Annotated in this window: 3 protein-coding genes; all 3 read right to left on the bottom strand. The window is 63.0% G+C overall.

Going from position 1 to position 2,354, the window contains the following annotated elements:
- Positions 1-68: 68 nt before the first annotated feature.
- The gene (locus FJY88_13680; protein MBM3288376.1) at positions 69-1,538 is read right to left on the bottom strand and encodes an IS66 family transposase; all 1,470 of its coding nucleotides are present in this window, start codon (positions 1,536-1,538) and stop codon (positions 69-71) included.
- A 102-nt stretch (positions 1,539-1,640) separates the two neighbouring features.
- Positions 1,641-1,967: an IS66 family insertion sequence element accessory protein TnpB gene (tnpB, locus tag FJY88_13675; GenBank protein ID MBM3288375.1), complete on the bottom strand. Its 327-nt coding sequence runs from the start codon at positions 1,965-1,967 to the stop codon at positions 1,641-1,643.
- 3 nt (positions 1,968-1,970) lie between these two features.
- The gene (locus tag FJY88_13670) at positions 1,971-2,249 is read right to left on the bottom strand and encodes a hypothetical protein (GenBank protein ID MBM3288374.1); all 279 of its coding nucleotides are present in this window, start codon (positions 2,247-2,249) and stop codon (positions 1,971-1,973) included.
- Between the last annotated feature and the right edge of the window lie 105 nt (positions 2,250-2,354).

Raw genomic sequence — 2,354 nt, 5'->3', positions numbered from 1 at the left:
CTCGGTACGGGATCGTCTCAGCGTAAGCGGTCAACCCTCGGAGCCTTGCGCCGGCAATCTGGCTTGTGCTACCGGCGGTCGATCGCCGACCTCAGCGGGTTCTCCGCGTAGCGTTCCTTCCACAGCCGCGGCGTGAGCCAGGCCACGTCCCTCGCCAGGTGCGTGTCGATCCGCTGCAGCACGTCTACCAGATACGTGTACGGATCCACCCCGTGCACCCGACACGTCGAGATCAGGCTCTGGATGATCCCCACGTACTTCGCTCCGATCTCGGTCCAACAGAACATCCAGTTCTTCCGCCCCACCGCGACCGGCCGAATCGCTCGCTCCAGATGGTTCGTGTCCATCGGGACGTCCGGATACTCCAGAAATACCCGCAGCGACTTCTCCCTTGAAAGCGCGTAACCCGCGGCCTTCGTGAACGGATTCGTCGGTAGCCAGATACCCTCCGCCATCTTCGTGCGCAACGACTCGAAGAACCGATCCACGATCGGCCGGACCGTCTCTGCTCGGTACGGCAAGATCTTCTCGGGCGGCAGGGACTTCTCCCGGATCACTGTCTCCGCGTCGTACAGCTCCCCGATGATGTCCAGGACCTCCCGGACTCGGGTCGGTTCCGCAGTTTCCGCCTTCACGAAGTGCCGCCTCGCATGCGACCAGCACTGCGCATGCACGATCCCATTGACCGCCTTCGCGTACCGGTCGTACACCTCGTAACCGTCGCTCAAGAGCACCCCCACGTAGCCCTTCAGCGCCTCCCGCACCACCTCGCTCCCTCGCGTCCTCGCAAAGGGAAAGGCGATCTCGTCCCGGTCCCCGTAGATCGGCCAGAAGTAGGCCGTCCTCATCTCCCCTCGATCGGGCGCAGGCCTCTGCTTCCTCCCCGCCTTGATCGGCGTCTCGTCCATCGCCAATACCTTGCTCGAAAGGATCGACCGCAACTGCGCCTCGTAGACGGGCTCCAGCAGATCCACCGCCCGATGCACCAGATTCGTCAGCGTCGAACGAGCCAGATGGACCCCGGCTACCCGAAGGCGCTGGTGCTGGCGGTACAAGGGTAGATGAAAAGCGAACTTGTCAATCAGTAGCCCGGCCAGGAAGCTCACATCCGCGCAGCTCTTCTCCAGAACAGCCGCCGGAGCCAGAGCAGACGAGAACACCCCGTCTCCCTTCCTCTTGCAGACCGGGCGGACGTAGCGCAGCACCACGTAGGATCCAGGCCGCTGCGCCAACCGGCAGGTGATCTTCTCCCCAACCACCTCGTAGAGATCCGGACTGGCCTCCACCTCGGGATCCGAGAGCCGGATCTCCTTGACCGGCACCGAGGGATCGAAGCGGAGACCCTCGTCATCGCCTCCCGCTGTGATCGGATCCACGCGCCGGCGGCCATGCGCCGCCACCTCGATCGCAGGCTTCGGGGAGGCCTCCGTCCTGCAGATCTCGCCCAGGGTGAGCTGCGAGGTGTCGAGATCGCGAATCCGTCTCTCCGACTTCGCTCCGAAGAGCTGACGCTTGAACCACTCCACCTGCCGCAACAACTCGTCGTGAAGTTCCTGCAGGTCTTGGTGGGAGCGCAGCAGCGCGACGATCTCCGCCTGTGTCATCGATGCCGCGCGTGATTCAAACGTCATGCTCCTCTTCTACATTAATCGCCCCCGCCTGCCAAGCACGATTCCATCGAGAAGCAAACGAAATGCCTGCTCGCTCATCTCAAACCTCTCCGCTTCACCCGGGAACACGAACCGCCCTCGCTCGAGCCTCTTCGCGAACAGGCAAAACCCCGTCCGGTCCCAGTAGACCGCCTTCACGTAGCTCCCTCGACGATTCGCGAAGACGTAGAGCGTGCCGGAGAGAGGATCCTCGACCAGGACATGCTTGACCAACCCCAGTAGACCATCAAAGGACTTCCTCATATCCACCGGGCGGCGGTACGCCAGGATCCGCGACACCTCTCCGGCCAGGCGCACCCCTCAACCCCGAAGCTCGAGCGTGACGCCGTTGGGAAGTGTCACCCCCAACATCCAGCTCGAGGTCCTCGTCTCCAAGGGCGGAATCGAGACAACGGGAGCGAAATCAGATTGAGCCGGAGATCCCTGCAGCCTCTGCTGCCATCTCAGGAAGCTGGAGAGCTGAACGGATTCCTTGCGGCAGAACTCGCGAGGTCCCACCCCGCTCTTCTTCCATCGCCCGAGGAGGGTGCGCCACTCCTCCTCCGTCCGACGGACCCGGCCATTGGCCATCACCTGCATCGAAACACCTCCTGCTGAAATGCCCCTCGTCGACGGCGGCGGATGCTGCCGTCCACAAAGGGTGTACCTCAGACCAGGAGGGAAGAGAATACTCCGAGGATTGAT

This window comes from Candidatus Eisenbacteria bacterium, from assembly GCA_016867495.1.
Lineage (GTDB): Bacteria > Eisenbacteria > RBG-16-71-46 > CAIMUX01 > VGJL01 > VGJL01.
This window is presented reverse-complemented; position numbering and strand designations above follow the sequence as displayed.

Excerpts from the sequence above, each read along its gene's own strand:
- FJY88_13670 (MBM3288374.1), bottom strand. The coding sequence starts at position 2,249 with ATGCAGGTGATGGCCAATGGCCGGGTCCGTCGGACGGAGGAGGAGTGG.